Annotated in this window: 20 protein-coding genes; 11 read left to right on the top strand and 9 right to left on the bottom strand. The window is 40.3% G+C overall.

Features of this window, described 5'->3' with window-relative positions; all coding sequences use genetic code 11:
* Positions 1-140 precede the first annotated feature (140 nt).
* From IJE64_RS03495 to IJE64_RS03470, 6 genes are all read right to left on the bottom strand, one after another.
* The gene (locus tag IJE64_RS03495; RefSeq protein ID WP_292782077.1) at positions 141-752 is read right to left on the bottom strand and encodes an orotate phosphoribosyltransferase-like protein; all 612 of its coding nucleotides are present in this window, start codon (positions 750-752) and stop codon (positions 141-143) included.
* A gap of 12 nt (positions 753-764) precedes the next feature.
* The gene (locus tag IJE64_RS03490; protein WP_292782074.1) at positions 765-1,718 is read right to left on the bottom strand and encodes a Gfo/Idh/MocA family protein; all 954 of its coding nucleotides are present in this window, start codon (positions 1,716-1,718) and stop codon (positions 765-767) included.
* Positions 1,719-1,733: 15 nt separating this feature from the next.
* On the bottom strand, positions 1,734-2,603 hold the full coding sequence (hemC, locus tag IJE64_RS03485) for a hydroxymethylbilane synthase (protein WP_292782071.1): 870 nt from the start codon (positions 2,601-2,603) through the stop codon (positions 1,734-1,736).
* A 144-nt stretch (positions 2,604-2,747) separates the two neighbouring features.
* Positions 2,748-4,166 carry a coenzyme F430 synthase gene (cfbE, locus tag IJE64_RS03480; protein WP_292782068.1) on the bottom strand — a complete coding sequence of 473 codons (1,419 nt, stop codon included), beginning with the start codon at positions 4,164-4,166 and terminating at the stop codon, positions 2,748-2,750.
* Complete coding sequence (locus tag IJE64_RS03475) at positions 4,159-6,018, bottom strand: bifunctional NADP phosphatase/NAD kinase (RefSeq protein WP_292782066.1); 1,860 nt, start codon at positions 6,016-6,018, stop codon at positions 4,159-4,161. The genes cfbE and IJE64_RS03475 overlap by 8 nt, the downstream gene beginning before the upstream one ends.
* A gap of 28 nt (positions 6,019-6,046) precedes the next feature.
* Entirely contained in the window at positions 6,047-6,508 is a 462-nt protein-coding gene (locus tag IJE64_RS03470; protein WP_292782063.1) for a pyruvoyl-dependent arginine decarboxylase, read from the bottom strand.
* A 75-nt stretch (positions 6,509-6,583) separates the two neighbouring features.
* Here IJE64_RS03470 and IJE64_RS03465 point away from each other — a divergent pair, with 75 nt between their 5' ends.
* The 4 genes from IJE64_RS03465 (at position 6,584) to IJE64_RS03450 (ending at position 9,444) form a co-directional block, all read left to right on the top strand.
* Complete coding sequence (locus IJE64_RS03465; RefSeq protein WP_292782061.1) at positions 6,584-6,937, top strand: hypothetical protein; 354 nt, start codon at positions 6,584-6,586, stop codon at positions 6,935-6,937.
* A 151-nt stretch (positions 6,938-7,088) separates the two neighbouring features.
* Positions 7,089-7,487 carry a translation initiation factor IF-5A gene (locus tag IJE64_RS03460; RefSeq protein ID WP_292782058.1) on the top strand — a complete coding sequence of 133 codons (399 nt, stop codon included), beginning with the start codon at positions 7,089-7,091 and terminating at the stop codon, positions 7,485-7,487.
* Positions 7,488-7,519: 32 nt separating this feature from the next.
* Positions 7,520-8,386: an agmatinase gene (speB, locus tag IJE64_RS03455; RefSeq protein ID WP_292782055.1), complete on the top strand. Its 867-nt coding sequence runs from the start codon at positions 7,520-7,522 to the stop codon at positions 8,384-8,386.
* 158 nt (positions 8,387-8,544) lie between these two features.
* Positions 8,545-9,444, top strand: a complete 900-nt coding sequence (locus tag IJE64_RS03450; RefSeq protein WP_292782052.1) for a hypothetical protein — start codon at positions 8,545-8,547, stop codon at positions 9,442-9,444.
* A gap of 38 nt (positions 9,445-9,482) precedes the next feature.
* On the opposite strand, the gene IJE64_RS03445 is transcribed toward IJE64_RS03450, so the two are convergent.
* A complete protein-coding gene (locus tag IJE64_RS03445) occupies positions 9,483-9,764 on the bottom strand; it encodes a winged helix-turn-helix domain-containing protein (protein WP_292782050.1) in 282 nt (93 codons plus the stop codon).
* Between the two features lie 243 nt (positions 9,765-10,007).
* Between IJE64_RS03445 and IJE64_RS03440 the strand changes: the two genes are divergently transcribed.
* The 6 genes from IJE64_RS03440 to ade all read left to right on the top strand — a co-directional run bounded on the left by IJE64_RS03440 (position 10,008) and on the right by ade (position 15,719).
* Positions 10,008-10,361 (top strand): zinc ribbon domain-containing protein, encoded by a 354-nt coding sequence (locus IJE64_RS03440; RefSeq protein WP_292782046.1) that lies wholly within the window; start codon positions 10,008-10,010, stop codon positions 10,359-10,361.
* 1 nt (position 10,362) lies between these two features.
* Entirely contained in the window at positions 10,363-10,908 is a 546-nt protein-coding gene (locus tag IJE64_RS03435) for a hypothetical protein (protein ID WP_292782043.1), read from the top strand.
* An 8-nt stretch (positions 10,909-10,916) separates the two neighbouring features.
* The gene (locus tag IJE64_RS03430) at positions 10,917-11,843 is read left to right on the top strand and encodes a zinc-ribbon domain-containing protein (protein ID WP_292782041.1); all 927 of its coding nucleotides are present in this window, start codon (positions 10,917-10,919) and stop codon (positions 11,841-11,843) included.
* A gap of 9 nt (positions 11,844-11,852) precedes the next feature.
* On the top strand, positions 11,853-12,674 hold the full coding sequence (locus IJE64_RS03425) for a zinc-ribbon domain-containing protein (RefSeq protein ID WP_292782038.1): 822 nt from the start codon (positions 11,853-11,855) through the stop codon (positions 12,672-12,674).
* 105 nt (positions 12,675-12,779) lie between these two features.
* A complete protein-coding gene (locus tag IJE64_RS03420; protein ID WP_292782035.1) occupies positions 12,780-14,000 on the top strand; it encodes a TIGR00300 family protein in 1,221 nt (406 codons plus the stop codon).
* A 3-nt stretch (positions 14,001-14,003) separates the two neighbouring features.
* Complete coding sequence (gene ade / locus IJE64_RS03415; RefSeq protein WP_292782032.1) at positions 14,004-15,719, top strand: adenine deaminase; 1,716 nt, start codon at positions 14,004-14,006, stop codon at positions 15,717-15,719.
* Here the strand turns inward: ade and IJE64_RS03410 are convergent.
* Positions 15,716-16,342, bottom strand: a complete 627-nt coding sequence (locus IJE64_RS03410) for a DUF447 domain-containing protein (RefSeq protein ID WP_292782029.1) — start codon at positions 16,340-16,342, stop codon at positions 15,716-15,718. The two genes, ade and IJE64_RS03410, sit on opposite strands and share 4 nt — an antisense overlap.
* A gap of 92 nt (positions 16,343-16,434) precedes the next feature.
* Here IJE64_RS03410 and IJE64_RS03405 point away from each other — a divergent pair, with 92 nt between their 5' ends.
* Positions 16,435-17,445 carry an SIS domain-containing protein gene (locus IJE64_RS03405; RefSeq protein ID WP_292782026.1) on the top strand — a complete coding sequence of 337 codons (1,011 nt, stop codon included), beginning with the start codon at positions 16,435-16,437 and terminating at the stop codon, positions 17,443-17,445.
* Positions 17,446-17,533: 88 nt separating this feature from the next.
* Here IJE64_RS03405 and IJE64_RS03400 read toward each other — a convergent pair whose 3' ends face one another.
* Positions 17,534-18,127 (bottom strand): Hsp20/alpha crystallin family protein, encoded by a 594-nt coding sequence (locus tag IJE64_RS03400; protein ID WP_292782023.1) that lies wholly within the window; start codon positions 18,125-18,127, stop codon positions 17,534-17,536.
* Positions 18,128-18,138 lie beyond the last annotated feature (11 nt).

The following is an 18,138-nucleotide window of genomic DNA, read 5'->3' as shown; positions in this document are numbered from 1 at the left end:
GGTTCCATGCATGTTTTCAAAAGCGATTATTGTAATATACATATTATCACCTTGTGTATATTTTGTGCTAACTTATATTTAAAGTTTTCCTAGAAATGGCGATTCAAAAATAAGTAAAAAAAGAAGAAAATGAAAGCAGATTACAGTCTGCTTACTTTAATCAAGGATTCGACAGGCACGCCTTCAATTTCGGAAAGGCCAGCTTTGTCAATCAATACGGTGACGCAGGTTGGTTCTCCGCCGAGGTCCTTTACTGTGTGGATGACTTCTTTTGCGGTTTTTCCGCTGGTTATGACGTCATCGACGATTATGACCTTCTTGCCTTCGACAGTTCCGAAGTTGGTACTGATTGCCCCTTCCCCGTCGTTTTCATCATTGTCTTTCCTGTGCTTGTTCGGGTGGAAAATGGCAATTGAGGTATCCATTCCGGTCATGTCCTCTAGAAACTCGGCCATGACTGTTGCAAATGGAACTCCGCTTACTGCGATTCCGCAAACGACATCTGCTTCGCCATGGATTAGTGCCATGTCGCTCAATGCTCCTGAAACGTAGCTTAAACGGGTGGAGTTTCCTCCGATGCTTTTCCAGTTGATTGCAAAGTCAACCGGCGCTTCGGCCTTGACTTCTGATTGCTTCTGAAGGGTCAGCCATCTTGCGGTGTCCATGCTGACATTAAGTTCATCTGCGATTTCACCGGTGGTGAAACCGTGCTGCCTTAATTCCTGAGCCTTGTCGATTAATTTCTGTTTCATGATATCACGTTTTTAGAGTTCCTCAAAACTAATTGGTTTGTGTTCTTTAGATGACCTGTTAGCTGCAATAACCATCTTGAGAGCTTTAAGTCCATCTTCACCAGTGATTTCTGGTTCTTCATCATTTGCCACAGCATTCAGGAAGGATTCCAGTTCCCCTTTGAGAGGTTCCTCATGCTTGATGTGAATGTCTTTTGCAAATTTGCCGTAAACTTCAATGCTTTGCTTGATGTAGTCTACAGAAATGATTCCGGCTGTTCCGGTAAGCTCCAGCTCCCTTCTTTTGTATGGGGTCAGCCAGTTCACCTCGATTATTCCTGTGGATTCGTTATCAAAGTTAACCATGATTTCTGCGTGGTCTTCAAATTCTGAGCCGTCGAAACTGCTGCTCATTGACCCGTAGACCTGAAGGATGTCCTCATCAAAGAGGTAATTCATGATGTCCAAATCGTGAATTGCCAGGTCTATGGAAACCCCCACATCCTTGATTCTAGGAGGCAATGGCCCCACCCTTTTTGCAAAGGCAGACACGACATCCCCGATGACTCCGTCATCAACAAGTTCCTTTGTCTTTTGGACTGCTGGGTTGAACCGTTCGACATGTCCTGTTGAAAGAATCACTCCCGCCTCTTTGGCAGCGGCAATCATCTCTTCGGCTTCCTCTAATGTGAATGCGATTGGCTTTTCGACTAAAACATGCTTGCCGTACTTTATCGCTTCCATAACTACCGAATGGTGGAAAGTAGTCGGCACGCATACGCTTACAGCTTCGATTTCTGGATTCTTGAGTAGTTCGCCGTAGTCGGTGTATCCCTTGGCGCCATATTTTTTCTCTATTTTCTTAAGCGCTCTTTCGCTAACATCAGAAACGGCCAGAAGGTTTGCTTCTGCTAGCTTGTGGTATACACGGACATGGTTTTCACCCATCGCTCCTACTCCAATAACTCCTACGTTAACAGTTTTCAATTTCAATTCCTCCGTTTAAACATAATCTGCAAAAATTCCTCCAATGCGCCTGCCAAGTTCAAGCGCATCTTTAATAGAACCTTTTTCAGTTTGCTCCTTAAGGATTTCTCCTTTTTGAGTCAGTAATATTGAATAAACATTAAGTTCTGTGTCTTTCATCTGTGCTATCGAACCGATTGGCCATTGGCAACCTACGCCAAGTTCCTCAAGCACCTTTTTCTCTGCAAGTACTTCCTGCATAGATACATAATCATTCAATTTAGCAATTTTGTCCTTTTTATCACAATCCTTACGGGTAATGATTGCAAGAGCCCCTTGGCCTGCTGGGGGTGTGATGTAATCCAATGGAAACACTTCCTTGATGTATCCTGTCAGATTCAATCTTTTAAGTCCCGCTTCAGCCATTATTGTAGCATCCAAATCGCTGTTGAGGGCCTTGTCGATTCTGGTTTCGATGTTTCCTCGAATCGGCTGCAGGTCAAAGTCCTTTTCATGGAGATTGCAGAACGCTTCCCTTCTAAGGCTGCTGGTTCCAAGCTTGGATTCAGGCTCCAGCTCATCCCATTTTTTGTTGGATATGAGGACTTCATTTGGAGATTCTCTTTTTGGAACCGCAACGATTTCTAAGTCTTCATCAAGTTCGCTTGGAAGATCCTTGAAGCTGTGCACCGTAAAGTCGACTTCCTCTTCCAGAAGGGCTATGTCCAGTTCCTTGGTAAAAAGGCCTTTGGAGTCCATATTGTACAGCTGGGAAGTGGTAATCTTGTCTCCTTTGGTTTTGATTATTTCCACATCAATAGCTTCGCCGGTTAATCTGGTTAAATCCTGACAGACCTGATTTGTCTGTGCGAGGGCCAGTTTGCTTCCGCGAGTTCCAACAATCATAATTTAAATCTCCGAAATTTTTCTTTCTAGAAAAATCAATTTTTACTAGAAATAAGTTTTAACTTATAACTAGTTCTACATTGTTAATTTTTATAGCTATTTATTATTAAATGTTTCAATTTTTCGCCAAAAAAATAGTTAAAATCATCTGAGTGAAATCTTGCTGTAATCGGAGCGATAGATGAACAGAAGATTTTTTTCATCGGTCTTTGCTTTTTTGTAAACGTCAGAAGGATTTTCAATATATTCTATATTTTCACTCATTTTTTGCGAAATCGAACGGCCGACCTCTCCTGTAAGGATAATTTTACAGTCAAGTGTGTTTAAATATTTCACAACCTTGTCTTCATCGATTTCCTCACAGGTTATTCCATAGTCCCCTCCGAGTGATACGTAGCAGTTTTCCAAATCCGGAATCATGTTGATGGACTGCTTTATCGCATCGGTGTTTATTCCAGGATTGATCTCCTCTATAATCCAGATTCCATCCTCGCTTCGCTTGTTTGTCCTTCCGCTGATGCCCTTGTAGTTGGCAAGTCCCCTGACGATTCTATCCTCATCAATATTCAGTGATAAGCTGGTCAGGACCACTCCAAGAACGTTGGATAAGTGGTGAGGTCCCGGAGCGAAAGTCTTAATGCGAATCTTGCCATTTAAAGAGGAATCATCAATAGTTTTAACATCCCTGTAAACAATGTCAATCACGCTTTCGTCAAGAGAGTAGCTGACGTTTTCAGCATACAGATTGGCTTTAGAGTCATCCAGTGAGAAGGTGTTGACCTTTGGATGTTCCACATCTTTGTAGTATTCATCAAGGCTTTCCTTGTTTATCGCCACGCATCCGCACCTGAAGACCTGCCTTTTGGCTTCAGCGGCAGTGAGCCGATTTTTTGCGATTGGGTAGTTTTCAGAGATGTTTGTCAAAAGCCCCACATCCCCTATTCCGGTCACTCCAAGCGATGATTCGAAGATGGCTGATGAGTACTTGCGCAGGTTTTCGCTTTCCACTTCGCCTTCAGCTATCTTGCAGATTGGATTTGCAACCTTGTAGGCAAGATCAATTGTCTCCTTTATGTTTGCAGGCGTTATTGAAATGTTTTTCTTTAAAATTAGTTCCCTTGAATCCTCATATAGAAGGGCGCCTAGACTTGATAGGATCAACGGATTTTCGCCAAGCAGTATTTCCTTAAGCATGAATGCGCAGCTGGTCTTTCCCTTGACTCCAGTGATTTCAACCTTTGGTATGTCCTCGCCCCATCCTTCAAGGATTTCAAGGACCGCCTCGTGATGTGTGATGAACGTGTAGTCCAAATCAGGATTGTAGCTTTCAATCTCACTGTGGCTTAATGGCAGGTGAATTGGGGATATGACCTTCATCTTCCCTTTGAACTCCTTGAGCTGGTCCAGGCCAATCAGCTCCACAGAATAGATTTCAAGCATCCGCCTGTCGATGTCATCCAGGGTACCGTATATGTCGTAGGCAAGGACGCTCTTTCCGGCCTTGGCCAGGCTGATGGCAATCTTGACTCCGCCGTGTGTTAAATCGATTACGAGATTATTCATTATTGCACCGAGGGGTTTCGTTTATTCCGCCTTCTCTCAACTTGTCCTTGACTTTCTTGTAGAAGTATTTGGTGGAAGTTCTGATGAAGTAGATGCTCTTGTCTGATTTCTTGAACTTGATTTCCTCTTCATATTCCGCCTCTTCGTTTCTCTGACCGTCCATCACGAACACTGCGCTTTTACCTTTCTTGAGCAATTTGACGGTGATTTCACTATTGTCGGATACGACAAATGGCCTTGCCCCAAGCTTGTATGGGCAAATCGGTATGATGATGAACCCTCCCACTTTCGGGTCGACAATAGGGCCTCCTGCAGACATCGCATATGCAGTCGAACCGCTCGGTGTTGATATGATCAGTCCGTCTGCCCTTACCTGGTCGATGATTTCTCCGTCAACCTTTATTTCAAAGAAAAGCATTTTTGCAGGCTTGTTTGTCATTATGACCACTTCATTGATGGCTGTATAGTGGTTGTTTTCGTGGGAAACCACGAGCCTTGCCCTTTTTTCCTTGTAGTATTCGCCTTTCAGGACTTCGTCAAGTGAGGTGAAGGTGTCCTGCACTTCAGTGTCGGTTAGAAATCCGACTGTTCCCATGTTGATTCCGAAAACCGGTATTTCTGGTTTCATCTTTGCTGCAGCTCTAAGCAGCGTGCCGTCTCCTCCAAGTATTATTGCCATGTCGCAGTCAAAGTCATAGATGTTTCTTGCAAGCTGGTCAAAGTCAATGTTGAGGTTGATGTCATCAAGAAGGTGGGCCATTTCAGGATAGCTGGCCTTGGTTTTTTCGATGACCTTGTCCAGTTTCGGATTTTCCTTAAGGGCGTTGAGCTTGGTGGCCAGCCTTTTTTCGACAATCACTTCCCTTCCGTTTGTCAGGAGGTAATCGATGATTTTCGCTGAAAAGAGTATTGTCCTGTCCTGGTCGATTCTGCTCATGATTCCTATCTTGCCGATGAAGTCTGCCTGGTTGTCGTTTAAGATGTCGATCATCTGCTTGTGGAGTATCTTCGTGTTTGCGGCAACGACCACTGCCCTTTCATGGATGCTTAGCTTGTTGTTCAGCTTGTCGCCGTATTTGTCGGTTATGATTCCTCCGGCCTCTTCGAGAATCAGCTTTGAGCCTGCAATGTCGATGATTCTTGAACCCCTGAGGTCAAGGAATGCATCGTATCTTCCACTTGCCACATAGGAAAGCTCCAGAACCACGCTTCCAAGCACTCTCATTCTTCTTGCGTTGTCAACGAGCTTTGACGCTTCTGAGGTTCCGGATTTTGTGAATCCTCCTAGTGTCATGTCGCTTATGGTGACGATGTCGCTTGGATGAACCTCCTCGTTATTGAGCCAGCATCCTCTTCCCTTTTCGGCTTCAAAGAAGTTACCGTTGGCGAAGTTGCTTATGAATGCAAGTTCAACGTCGTTCAATGTTGCGATTCTGCCTTCAGGAACGCTGGCTACAGCTATTGAAATTCCGAATGCCGGAATCTCCTTGATTGCATTGCTGGTTCCGTCAATCGGGTCCACCAGAAAGATGAATTTTGGCTTCTCGTCCTCTTCAATGTCATCACGCCTAAGCTCCTGGGTTAGGGAGATGCTTCTTTTGGTTCCCTTGCCTAATCTCAGCTCGCCGATTTCTTCGCTGATGATGTAGGAATAAACTTTCGCCTCTTTTAAAATGCGGATAACTATTTCCTCTGCAACGACATCGATGTATGAGGTTGGAGTGCCGTCAGCGCCCATCTTCACTTTCTCGCCTGCCGCAGGCGTTCCGAAGTATGGTCTGGTCGCTCTGCTCACTTCCTTTATTATTTCATAGCACAGGTCCGTTGCAATCTTTTTGTCTTGAGCATCCATGTTTTTCGCCTCTATGAGTTATTAATTATCAATTGTCACAAATGTCGTCAGTTACGTAAACCACTGCGCTTACCACCGAAGCGGTTTTTTCCACCGTTGCGGTCGACTCTTCAACGATGAGGTTCTTTATCTCAACGCTGCGCTTTTCCATCATGTACTCGACCATGAATCTGGCTTCATTTACCAAGTCGTCAGGGTTTTCATCCCTTCCGCTTGTCTCCACCACGCAGCCCAGCTCATCGCCGATAGCCACTGCAATCACTGCGGTTATCTGCTCTCCAGGGGTGTCTGATGTGACCTCTGAGAGAACGCAGTTCACCATGGAGCCTGCCTTAAGGGCTGGCAGGTGTGTTATCTTGGTTTTTTCTGCAAGCATGCTTGACACCTTTATCAGGTTGACATCTCCGATTCCCGCATCGCTCAATGCATTGTCGAATGCATTCAGTTTTGTCGGTCCTTCATCCTTTCCACTGACGATAGCTATTCTCATTATATCACTTAATAGTAATATTTGGTTAAACATATTTATATAATAGGAGTTTCATATTAAATTTAGGTGTACCTAATGATTTTCAATAAAACCATATCATTAATATTGTCAGCATGCCTGTTTGTCCTGCTGCTTCTGATTACTGCATCGGCGATAATGATGTTTCTGCCGGGAGGACACCTTCCCTTTGTCGGCGTGATATTGATCGTTGCTTTTTATTTCGCTTCAAGGGCATTTTACAGATACCTTAGAAACGACGGCTATTACAGAAATACAAGAAAGCATTCAAGCGACAGGAAGGGTGAAAAATACCTCACCAAAGGCGAAAGCGACACCAAAAAGAAATTCATCGTGGTCTGGATACTGGTTATATTGCTTCTTGCGGCCATTTCAATGGTGCTTTATCTGGTCAATAAGGGCATAGTCTAAAAACTTTTTTTGAAATTTCCATTTTCACGCAAAAATCTTTCAAATAATCGAATAGTTTATATAAAATAGAGAAGATATTTTATATTAATCTAATAATAATCCTTATTATATAGATTAAAAACCGGTTTTTATTATATTTGGAGGAAAATTAATGTCAACAAAAGTTGTAGAAATTAAAACATTAAAAGTTGGAAAATACATTGTTTTAGACAATGAAGCATGTAAAATTAGCAGTTACTCTACTTCATCTCCTGGTAAACACGGTGCTGCAAAAGCAAGAATCGAAGCTATCGGCGTATTCGACGGCCAAAAAAGAAGCCTTGTTAAACCAGTGGACAGTAAAGTAGACACTCCTATCATCGATAAAAGATTAGGACAAGTTATCTCAATCCAAGGGGACAATGTTCAAATCATGGACATGGAAAACTATGACACCATCGACTTGCCAATGCCGGAAGAGCTAAAAGACTCAATCGTTGAAGGCATTGAAGTGGAATACATTGTCGCTTTAGGAAACATGAAAATAATGAGAACTAGAGGATCTAACTAGATTCTCCCTATTATTTTCCTTTTTAGGAAATTATGCTTTTCAATACATACGAGCCATGGAAATTCGCATTTTCAGCTGAAAATGATGACATCAAGGAAAATTCGTTTGCCCTAATTGGGGTTCCGTTTGACAGCACCACTTCATATCACTCAGGATCACGCCTGGGCCCGATTGTTGTAAGGGAAGCATCATTCGGTTTTGAAAAGTACAACTCTAATTTTAACAAGGAACTCACCGCCACATTCTATGATTTCGGAGACGTCAACGTCGTTCCTGGAAACTGCAGGAAAACCTGCAAGATTATAGAAGAAACCGTCACAGAAATTCTTGACATGAAATTGAAGCCAATCATCATTGGAGGAGAGCACTCAGCATCCATCGGAGCCATCAAGGCATTAAAAGAAAGGCATGAGAAGCTGACCGTGATACATCTTGATGCGCACAGGGACCTCGCTTTCGAGTTCATAGGCGAGAAATGCTCACATGCAACTGTGATGAGAAGGGCTCATGAGATGGGCGCAAATCTGGTTCAAATCGGAATAAGGTCATCATCACAAGAAGAAGAGGAATTCGTGAAATCCACATACAATATCCAGACATTCAGAAACAGGGATGCCCAAAAGCACATGGACGCCTTGGAGTATTACCTGACAAACATCGATGGGCCAATCTACATTTCAATAGACATGGATGTGGTCGACCCGGCAATAGCGCCGAATGTCGGAAATCCGACTCCTGGAGGATTGCTTGCATCCGAAATAGAAAACATCCTCGAAACGCTATCCCGCAAGAACATTGTCGGATTGGACGTTGTCGAAACTGCAAGCGACAGGCTGGGCGATAACACTGCAGTCGTTGCGGCAAAAATAATATATGACTTCTTGACTTTGATTGAATAGTCCTGACAATATTCACCTGTTTTTGCAAAAAAATTATTCACACTCATTATTTTTCTAAATGAAAGTCAATAATGCTTTTTTTCCTTAAAAACTTTAAATACAATAAGATTAAATAATAATCTGTTTTCAATAGTCTTTAGCAGGCAAAAGAATTGGGGATGATTATTATCAAAAGTTTTAAAAATCTGAAGGAAATTAAAAATCGTGATGAGTACGTAAAGATTTGCGAAATCAATTACGGTAACACGTTTCTCGATGTCATAGGCATAAATGAGCATATTGAAAGGATACTTCCGACTGAAATCATCAATTTGAATCTTGAAAACAAATTCACCGACATCAGGGGATTGACGCAGTCGGGCAAGGTCGTTCTAATCGAAGGGCATGCCGGTAAATTAAGCAGGCATCACTTGGAGAGATACTACGGCTATCATAGGGATAGCTATTGCAGGTTCTCTAAGGAAATCATATCGATTATTGCATGTTTTTCTGCAGAGGTCAACTTAAAAAAGGCGATGGTTGAACAGAATATCTGTTATTTTCCTATAGTTGTTGAGCTTAAAAAAATAGATGGAAACAAATATTTAAATAGGTTAAGGGAAAAATTTAACAATCAAGTGGAACTCGATCACAAGGATTGCGGAATACTGGTTCATCTGCCCCTATTCAAGCTGGATGTTTCTCCCGAGGAGTATATCCGCGAAATTTGTGAGAATATTAAGGAATTCAAGAACATTCCTGAAGATGAGAGATATGTCATAATTCCTGCAATGTATTTGAATATCGCGCATTACATTGAAGATGAATTCGAACAGGAAAAATTATTGGAGGCGATTAATGTGTTGAAATATTGCGAAAACGAATTGGATAGGCAATTGAGACTAGCACGCGAGGATGAAGCAAGAAAAGTAACTGAAAGAGTCACAGAAAAGGTCACTGAGGAACTCACTGAAGATTTTGCACGTAATCTTTTGCGCACCAATCAGGATGAAAAGTATGTCCATGAAATCACTGGATTGGCCATGGATAAAATCAAAGAGTTAAAAGCCAGTCTTTAACTCTTTTTTTGATTTTTAAAATCTGAATTTAAAATAAGCTATTTATCGTTATACTCTTTTTCAACCTTGTCAAGGTAATATTTTCCTTTATCGGTGATGCTGTAGAATCTATAGCGCTTGTCCTCTTCGTTAAGGCATTCCACAAGCTCAGCATCCTTTAGAGTTTTTAAGTATTTTGAGACATGATTGCTGTTGTCATTGATATCCTTACTGATTTTTGAGGGTATCTTGTCTTCTTTTTCAAGGGATTTTAAGACGTTTATTCTCCTTTTGGACCTTGCTAGTAAAGATATGATGCTCATGTCGTCTTTTTTGCTCATGATTTTTAATATGAATTTTAGCTATATAGTAGATATCTATACGATATTAGCATGCTAATAGCAATGTTTATATGTTGTGCTTAGAATAAATATTAATACAAACAAGGTGACTCCAGTACAAAATTTTAAATTCATTTACATCTTCAGGATGTTTAACATGTCTTGAAGTGTTGTTCATAATGAAATGAATTTATGTTGACGGATAACCTTTTGATGGATTATAAAATATGTTATGGTGGTTAGTTGGATTTAAAAAGTCTTTTTGACACAATTGAAAGTTTCGCAGTAGGTTTTGTTATTCTTATTGTGGTATTGGCCATAGTATTTGTAGTATTTTTTGTATCAACAGTGGTTGTTCCAAGTATTCCTATGATGTTGAATGCTATTTTCCATTTATTGTTTTTTGTAGCTTTAATTGTTGCATTGGTCATTATAGTTTATTTTGTTGGAAGAATTGCTAAAAAACCTATAAAGAATAAAATAAATACGAAAATAACAAATAATTTTGGCGAAAATGTTTATTGCGGAAATTGTGGTTCAAGATTAAAAGACGGCGCTAAATTCTGCGACAACTGCGGAAAACAATATAGGTGGTAAAATGTTAGTACGTAATTTGGACTTTTTGTCAATACCAAAAGAATTTACTAAAGTGGAAGTTGATATTTATGATTCTAAATCAATAGCTTTAGTTTATATTGATGGAAAAGGATATTCATTAGTTTTAAAACAGAATGATAATATAGACTCCATTTTCTTATTGAAAACAGATATTCTTCCAAACAATATTAATGAGCATAAGGATAGGCAAGATTTCATTAATGTAATCAAGATGTTATTGGATAAAATTTATTCAGTTGCAGATATCAAAGAATATGAAAAACAGCACCAAGAACATGTCTTTTTAAGATTGATGGACATGTTAAATGATGGCGTGGACATTGAGATAATCTCAGAGGAAACTTCAAAAGTTTATGCAGACATTGAAAAAGGGTTCATAAAATTGGAAATTGACATCATGGAAAATAAAATCAGTGCACTTAATAGTTCTATTGCTGATGTTTCAAATAATCTACAATCTACAGTTAACAATATTGAAGAAAAGGATTGGGGAAATAGAATTAGAAAAACGATTAATCAACAGTAGGTGATTTTATGGTAAAATGCAGTAAATGCGGTGCAGAGGTTGTAGGATCTGATTTTTGTTTTAACTGCGGTGAAAAGGTAGAGAAATTTGAAAGCGATTCCGATGTTTGTCCGAAATGTGGTGCAAAAAACTCTAAAAATACAAATTTTTGCGTTTCATGTGGTCATAAATTGGATAATGGTGCTTCAGTTTCTCGAAAGCAACAAGAATGGAATGCAAGACGTGATGAAGTCTTAGCAAGATACGATAAACTTGCAGAAGAGTTTGGAATTAAGGATGAAGATTACTTCTTGACAAGCGTTCGCAGATTCAATATGTTAGAAAAAACAACATCAAAACATAAAACATTAAATGCTCTTACAGGATTTAATCCAAATTCATTTATTGGAAATGAAACGATGATTGATGGATTTTTCATAATCAAAGAGGATAAATTTGTTTTTATGGAAATCGATAACAGGGACTGGCAAAAAGTAAATGCTGGAATAAACAATTTCTATTTCGACAAAATCGTATCTATGAGGGTTACTAAAAGACTTGGTGATGAAAGTAGATATGAGGATATTACAAAAAGGCATTGGACATCACCTCATGATATTAAAAGAATTATTCAAAATGATATCCAATCTCTAAAAGCAACAAGATTCAAGGATTTGGTTGCAAATAATGATAGTGCGGACATGTTTGATAGGCTTTTAATAAAATTAGTAGATAACACTTCATATGAAATCAGGCTTCCAAGCTATGAATTCGGTCAAAATTTAATAGATTTATTCGAATCATTAAAGAATAGGCCACAAACTGTTGTTATTGAAAACCAGACTCAAGAACCTTCAAAAGCACAGCAATTAAAGGAATTCCAGGAATTGCTTAATAGTGGAGCAATTACGCAAGAAGAGTTTGACCATCTTAAGAAAGATCTACTATTCAACTAGGTGTCAAGTATGGTTAAATGTAGTAAATGTGGCGTTGATGTTGATGACTCATTTGAAACATGTCCCAATTGCGGAAACGATTTTTCTGAAGTAAGTTCTAATGAAGATATCAAAGAATCAAACGAGAATATTATCTGCAGTAATTGCGGTGAGGAATTGGAACCAGATTCAACATTTTGTTCTAGATGCGGAAGCAAGGTCGAAATCGAAGATGAAAACAGATGTGTGCATTGCGGGGGTGAAATCCCTCCAAATCTTTTATTTTGCCCAACCTGTGGTGAAAAAGTAAATCAGATTAAACCAATCAAAACTTGCAGCAATTGCGGCATGAAAATAGATGACGGTGATGTTTTTTGTCAGAATTGCGGAGCAAATGTTATTAAAGGAAAGCCAAATCCTTCACCTCCTAGCGAAACCGAACCTGCAAATAAGGGATTTGCCGATAAAATCAATTTGAATAAAATTATGAAACCAACGATTTTAGCAATAATCGTTGCTATCGTATTGTCATCAATCGGATTATTGATAGGATTGTCTCGGAATTCATTTATCATAGCTATTCTTTTAAGCGTTGGATTTTTTGCAGGTGTGATTGATAATGAAGCCAATGCCCTCATATCAGGGATACTTGTAGGAGTGATTTTGGGATTTCTAGAAAGTCCTTTGGTTGAATTCTGGTACGGCTCATTTGTCGCAGGTTTTTATGACTGGTATTTCGGCGGACAGATTTTGCTCCTGATTATTTTGGGAGCGATTATGGGTTATGGTTCGAATATCGCTCTGAAACCATATATTCGGGATGTTGTCACCAAGTTCGCCGCTTGGTTTTAGTTTTATTTTTTTTAACACTTTTTTTTTAACTTTTTCAACCCTAACAATACCATTAAATATCACCTAAAACCATATTTATAATATTAACGAAAAGGAGCAAATATTATGAATAAAAGGAATATAGAGCTTTCCGGCCATATTATCGACTCATTGACATTGACAAAAACAATGGGCATAATCATGGACAAGGGCGGAGAATTTGATATACTGGAAATTGATGTTGGACGTAAGAAATCAGATGTCAGCAGAGCTAAGATTGAAGTTTCTGCAGATTCTCCCGAGTTATTGAATTCCATTTTAGATGAACTGTCTGTTCTTGGTGCTTCCATAGACGAGATTAAGGAAGTTAAACTGGTTGCATCAACCAAAGACAAGGTTGCTCCTGAAGGCTTTTATTCATCATCTAATCACACAACTCACATTTATTACAAGGGAAACTGGATTCTGGTCGAAGAGATTGAGATGGACTGTCTGGTCGTTGTTGATGAGGATGTTCCAAGGGCTTACGTCAAGCCGATTGCTGAGGTTAAGGCAGGAGACATGATTGTCGTTGGACTTGACGGAGTCAGGGTGACTCCGCCTCACAGGTCAAGGGACGAGCAGCAGGTTTTCGAGTTCATGAACAGTGAAGTGTCTTCTGAAAAGCCATTGATGAACCTGATTAACGGAATAGCTAAGGAAATGAAGGAAATCAAGGCCAAAGGCGGAAAGATAGGAATAGTTGGAGGTCCGGCCATTGTGCACACTGGTTCCGGCAAATTCCTGGCTTCATTAATCAGGGAAGGGTACATTGATGTCATCATGGCGGGCAATGCGCTTGCAACTCACGATATCGAATCCGATCTTTTCGGAACATCACTAGGAATTGAAGTCGAGACAGGAAAGATTGTTGCCCATGGCCACACTCACCATATGCGAGCCATCAATAAGATAAACCGTTCAGGCTCCATTCGAGAGGCTGTTGAGGACGGAACTTTGACTGGCGGGATCATGTATGAATGCATAAAAAATGACGTCCCATACGTTCTTGCAGGCTCCATCCGTGACGACGGGCCTCTTCCTGATGTCATAACAGACACTGCCGAGTCCCAAAAGCTGATGAGGAAATACGCTCAAGAGGTGGACATGGTTATAATGATAGCCACAATGCTCCATTCCATTGCAACAGGAAATCTCCTTCCTTCAAGGGTCAAAAGTATTTGTGTAGACATCAATCCGTCTACCGTTACTAAATTGTCCGATAGGGGCAGCGCTCAGGTTGTAGGCATTGTAACCGATATAGGCACATTTCTACCGCTTCTTTACAATGCTTTACAAGAGGTGTAGGGCATGAGTTTCACCGCTTACATTTATGATGTTATAACAAACACTGTACGTCCTGTAAGAATTTCGGTGGAAAAAGGAATCTTTTCAAAGATAACTCCAATCACAGTCGATGAGAAAACATCAGTTGATGTCAAGGGGCTTTTGCTTCCGGGATTCATCGATTCCCATATTCATATTGAAAGCAGCATGGTCACTCCAGCGCAGTTCGCCAAGATTGCAGTTCGCCACGGTACCACTGCCGTTGTCTGCGACCCTCATGAAATCGCTAACGTTTTGGGAATGGATGGCATTGAACTGATGATTGACAATGCAAGCAAGGTCCCTTTTAATTTTTATTTTTCAGCGCCGTCCTGCGTGCCGGCAACTCCATTTGAGACTTCAGGTGCCATCATAGATTCAGATGACATTGAAGAGTTGCTTAAAAAAGATGAGGTTGTTGCATTAGGTGAAATGATGAATTTCCCTGGTGTCATAAACGGCGATGAGGAAGTTTTAAGAAAACTGGAATTTTCAAGAAAATATCAAAAGCCGATTGACGGTCATGCGCCACTGCTTTCCGGCGAAGATTTGGATAAATACCTTGCGCAGGGTATAAGCACTGACCATGAATGCAGCAATATTCATGAAGCTATTGAAAAAAAGCTTAAAGGCATGAAAATAATGGTTCGTGACGGGTCATCCGCTAAGGATATGGAAGGCCTTTTCAATATAGAGGAAGGCAAGTCCCAAATCAAATATCATGAATCATTGCTTTTTCTTTTCAGGGAAATTTTCGAACATGGAATACACTCTCCGCTGTTTGACTTTATCGTAAGCGATGATAAGCATCCGAACGATTTGATTAAAGGGCATCTGAACCTGTCTATCAAAAAGGCAGCTGATTTGGGAATAGATATTCTCAAAGCCATTGAAATGGTAACATTCAATCCTGCATATCACTACAATCTCAATTGCGGAGCCATAGTGGAAGGGGCAAAGGCAGACTTCATAGTAGTCGACAGCTTGACAGATTGCAATGTCCTTGAGACATACATCGGCGGCGAATGCGTTTTCGATGGGGAAAATGTCCTCTTTGATGTTCCCGAAATAGAATCGTACAATTCAATAAATGCATCCAAAAAGACCTCCGGCGATTTTGACATACATTATGACGGCGACGAATGCGAAGTCAATGTGATAGAGTGTTTCGACGGTGACCTGTTAACCAGAAAGACACATGCAAGATTGCAGGTTAAGGACGGCATTGTCCAGCCGGACATATTCCAGGACGTATTGAAAATAGCGGTCGTTGAACGTTATGGAGGCAACACGGTTTCCAATGCATTCATCAAAGGCTTCGGCCTTAAGAAAGGAGCTATCGCTTCATCCGTTGCTCATGACTCTCATAATATTATAGTCGTCGGCTACAGCTCAGAGATGATGGCGCAGGCGGTCAACAAGGTCATTGACGATAATGGAGGTATAGCCGTTGTCAGTGAGGACTTCAGCGATTCATTGCCTCTTCCGATTGCCGGACTCATGAGCAATGAGGATGTGTATGATGTCGCTCGAAAATTAGGCATTCTGCATAACATGACTAAAGCTTTAGGATGCAAGCTCGCATCTCCGTTCATGACAATGGCGTTCATGGCGCTTTTAGTGATTCCATCCTTGAAGATATCCGACAAGGGGCTGTTCGACGGAGACAGTTTCGAATTCATTGATGTAATCAGAAGCTAAAGGTCATGGCCTTTGGCTTTAAGTTCTCTTTTTATCTTGTGCATGGCTTTTATGTCTTCTTTGGTCCCGACTTTATTCACGACCCTATAGGCTTCCTTGAAGCGTTTTATGTAAAACTCCTTGAGCTCACCTTCAACCAAATCAAAGCGTTGAAAATTGGTCAGGGATTCGATGACATAGCCGAATCCACGATTGAATGCTTTAGTTTCCCGGTTTATGACAAGCTCGACCACTTTCGATTTGATGATGAGGGCCTCGCCGCTGCTTTTGATGGGATCGCTTTTCTTTATCGCTTCGGTGAAGCTGATTGCCTCGCATCTGAAATAGGCATCGCAATCTTTAAGTGACAAGTCATCATTGAAAAGGCTTTCATCCAGACTTTCCAGAAGAGAAGAGGTAAAAAGCTCCGGAGAATGGGTGATGTTAACCACAAACTCCTTTTCGCTGAGAATATTGTCCAGAGTATGGCTTCCCTTGAATATCCTGTTTAAAATGATGCCCTCACCTGAACACAACACCCCCATAGGCGCAGCATTCTTGACACCTTCACTGTTTTGGGTGGTGATTATTGTTTCGTATTGCCTGCCTTTTTCCATTCCAATTAAAGATAAATCGATTTGCATAGGTATCATTATTCATTTTTTTTAATAAACATTTTTATATATTGAATTACAACATATTAATATTAGTTATTTAATTTTAAGGAGTTTAAGCCATGAAATATAAAATGTATGATGAGATGATGGAACAGCCGGAATCACTTCAAAAGACGTTTGAAAGTGAAGCTAAAAAGTTGGATGAGGTTTCACAATTGGTGCTTGACGCTGACAAGGTTTACTTGATTGGCTGCGGAAGCTCAATTTCCACATGCTACAGTGTCCGTGATGCAATAAGAATGTCCTCTACAAACATCAATATTGAAGTCTACACAGGTTATGAATTTTACTATAACAAGAAATTAGTGGAAAAAGAAAACTCTATAGCTATATTCACATCCCAATCCGGCGAAACCGCAGATACATTGGCTTCACTTAGAAGAGCCAATGAGTTCGGGATTCACACAGTTTCAATCTCAAACGAGCCTGAAAGCTCAATGATAGCCGAAGCCAAAACTCCTATAATAACAAGATGCGAAACTGAAACCGCAATTTTAGGCACAAAGACCTACATTACCCAAATGGGCTGCTTGTATAAGATCCTATTCCAGGCATCCGATTATGAGAACAAGTCAGTTTTACTGGCCCAATTGGATGAGATGCCTGAAATGCTTGAAAAGCTATTGCTTACAACAGAAGACGAGAACAGGCAGCTGGCCGAGAAATACAAGGATGAGGACATTTTCTACTGTCTCGGCAGTGGTCCGAACTTCGGCCTTGCATACAAGCTCGCAATGACAATGCTTATGGAAGGGGCAATCAAGCATGCCTGCCCTGAATATTCAGCCGAATTCAGGCATGGTCTCATTGAAAGGGCAGAAAAGGACGTTCCAGTCATAATCATAAGGTCTGGTCTTGAATCCGATGAGATAACCCAAAAGGCCATTGATTTTTGTGAAAACCTTGAAGCAAAGTCAATCATCTACTCACTTGAGGACTATGCTGATGTGGACAAGTTGCTGTCCCCATTCATCTTTGTGATTCCGCTTGAATGGTTCGTCTACTATCTTGCACACTTCAACGGGGAAGACCCTGGCGCAACAAGGCACATAGGAAAAGTCAGGTATTAAGAGTTTTTTTAAACTCTTTTCAATTATTTATTAAAATAAGCTATTTTTAAAAAAAGAGAGAAAAGAATAAGTTTTTTAAATTATAAACCTATTCTACTGTTACTTTATGTCTAGGAATTATTAGTTTTGGAAGTTTTATTGTAACGATTCCTTTTTGGAATTTTGCAGTAATGTTTTCAATGTCAATGCTGTTTTCAAACCTGACGGTTTTTACGCATCTTCCGGCTTTGATGCCTGAAACGATTACTTCAGCTTCATCTTCTTCATCGAAGGATTCGATGAAAGGCTTGAAGGTAGTTTCAATGGTAATGTCATTGTCGCCGGCTTCAATCAAAATTTCTTTTTTGCTGGAACCAGGCACTGCAGCTCTTATGTGGTAATAATCCTTGGTTTCGATTAAGTCAATGTCTAGAGATTGTACAGTGGATTTTTTGTAATCTTGATATTTTTGATCAGCGTTTTTCTGCATGTTTTTAAGGTTTTCCTTGATCTCATCAATGGTTCTTGACAAATCGCTCATTACATTGTCTGCAATGTTTTTACCTTTTTCCTTGGTTTCCTCGTATTTGTCTTCATATTTTTCTTTCTTTTCATCTTTTATTTCATCAAATATTTCCTTCTTTTCATCAAATTTTTCTTTTTTTTCTGAAATTTTAGTTTCGATTTCATCTGTGTCTACCATAGTTTTCACAC

The organism is Methanobrevibacter sp., assembly GCF_017409525.1.
Classification (GTDB): Archaea; Methanobacteriota; Methanobacteria; order Methanobacteriales; family Methanobacteriaceae; genus Methanocatella.
Note: the sequence above shows the minus strand (reverse complement) of the source record. Positions and strands in the feature narration are given on the sequence as shown.

Coding starts and splice junctions, on each gene's coding strand:
- IJE64_RS03425 (WP_292782038.1), top strand. CDS start 11,853: ATGGTTAAATGTAGTAAATGTGGCGTTGATGTTGATGACTCATTTGAA.
- IJE64_RS03430 (WP_292782041.1), top strand. CDS start 10,917: ATGGTAAAATGCAGTAAATGCGGTGCAGAGGTTGTAGGATCTGATTTT.
- IJE64_RS03465 (WP_292782061.1), top strand. CDS start 6,584: ATGATTTTCAATAAAACCATATCATTAATATTGTCAGCATGCCTGTTT.
- IJE64_RS03410 (WP_292782029.1), bottom strand. CDS start 16,342: ATGCAAATCGATTTATCTTTAATTGGAATGGAAAAAGGCAGGCAATAC.
- hemC (WP_292782071.1), bottom strand. CDS start 2,603: ATGATTGTTGGAACTCGCGGAAGCAAACTGGCCCTCGCACAGACAAAT.
- cfbE (WP_292782068.1), bottom strand. CDS start 4,166: ATGAATAATCTCGTAATCGATTTAACACACGGCGGAGTCAAGATTGCC.
- IJE64_RS03445 (WP_292782050.1), bottom strand. CDS start 9,764: ATGAGCAAAAAAGACGACATGAGCATCATATCTTTACTAGCAAGGTCC.
- IJE64_RS03450 (WP_292782052.1), top strand. CDS start 8,545: ATGATTATTATCAAAAGTTTTAAAAATCTGAAGGAAATTAAAAATCGT.
- speB (WP_292782055.1), top strand. CDS start 7,520: ATGCTTTTCAATACATACGAGCCATGGAAATTCGCATTTTCAGCTGAA.
- IJE64_RS03460 (WP_292782058.1), top strand. CDS start 7,089: ATGTCAACAAAAGTTGTAGAAATTAAAACATTAAAAGTTGGAAAATAC.
- IJE64_RS03405 (WP_292782026.1), top strand. CDS start 16,435: ATGAAATATAAAATGTATGATGAGATGATGGAACAGCCGGAATCACTT.
- IJE64_RS03400 (WP_292782023.1), bottom strand. CDS start 18,127: ATGGTAGACACAGATGAAATCGAAACTAAAATTTCAGAAAAAAAAGAA.
- IJE64_RS03435 (WP_292782043.1), top strand. CDS start 10,363: ATGTTAGTACGTAATTTGGACTTTTTGTCAATACCAAAAGAATTTACT.
- IJE64_RS03475 (WP_292782066.1), bottom strand. CDS start 6,018: ATGGATGCTCAAGACAAAAAGATTGCAACGGACCTGTGCTATGAAATA.
- ade (WP_292782032.1), top strand. CDS start 14,004: ATGAGTTTCACCGCTTACATTTATGATGTTATAACAAACACTGTACGT.
- IJE64_RS03420 (WP_292782035.1), top strand. CDS start 12,780: ATGAATAAAAGGAATATAGAGCTTTCCGGCCATATTATCGACTCATTG.
- IJE64_RS03495 (WP_292782077.1), bottom strand. CDS start 752: ATGAAACAGAAATTAATCGACAAGGCTCAGGAATTAAGGCAGCACGGT.
- IJE64_RS03470 (WP_292782063.1), bottom strand. CDS start 6,508: ATGAGAATAGCTATCGTCAGTGGAAAGGATGAAGGACCGACAAAACTG.